A 600-nucleotide genomic window follows, 5' to 3' on the forward strand; every position below is an offset into this window, starting at 1 on the left:
CCCAGCTGGTCGGCCAGCTCGGGGACAACGGCGCGGCGCTCAGGGAATTCATCAAGCATGACGACCTTTTGTGGGCCATGTCCGCAGGCCTGCAGACGCTCAACATCATCGCCCACACCCGCTGGGCGTCCAACGGGATCATCTCCGTGCCCAACTGCCATCCCGTCGATGGATTGGTGGAGGGCGACATGTCCACGGGCCTGGAAAAGACCATGTTCGTGCTCAACGGCGACGTGGACAACTACCGCACGCTGGTCGAGGAGACGGTCCTGGCCAAGGGCGCGCACATCCCGCCGGCCATCTCGACCGACGCCAAGATCCTGCCCGTGCTCTTCCACCTGGGCGTGGAGGACGTGGGCGACGCCGAGGAGCGCTTCCGCAACGTGCTCAGGCGCTGCGAGGGCTCGCTGGCCGTGGTCATGCAGAACCTGAACGATTTCGACTCGCAGTTCCTGGCCCAGAAGGGCTCGGGCCAGTCCTTCTACATCGGCCGGACCAATGACGGCTGGCTGGTGGCGAGCGAGGCCTACGGCATGGCCGCCCGGGCGCGCTCGTCCTATCCCGTGGCCGTGCACCGGCAGGGCGGGGTGTCCGTGGTCC

General features: G+C 67.0%; 1 protein-coding gene. It reads left to right on the forward strand.

All coding sequences use genetic code 11. The features are described from left to right. The coding region (locus AB6M95_RS19680) for a class II glutamine amidotransferase (RefSeq protein ID WP_442604691.1) at positions 1–600 on the forward strand (600 nt) is incomplete at both ends.

The sequence above is a fragment of the Pseudodesulfovibrio karagichevae genome, from assembly GCF_041414475.1.
Classification (GTDB): Bacteria; Desulfobacterota; Desulfovibrionia; order Desulfovibrionales; family Desulfovibrionaceae; genus Pseudodesulfovibrio; species Pseudodesulfovibrio karagichevae.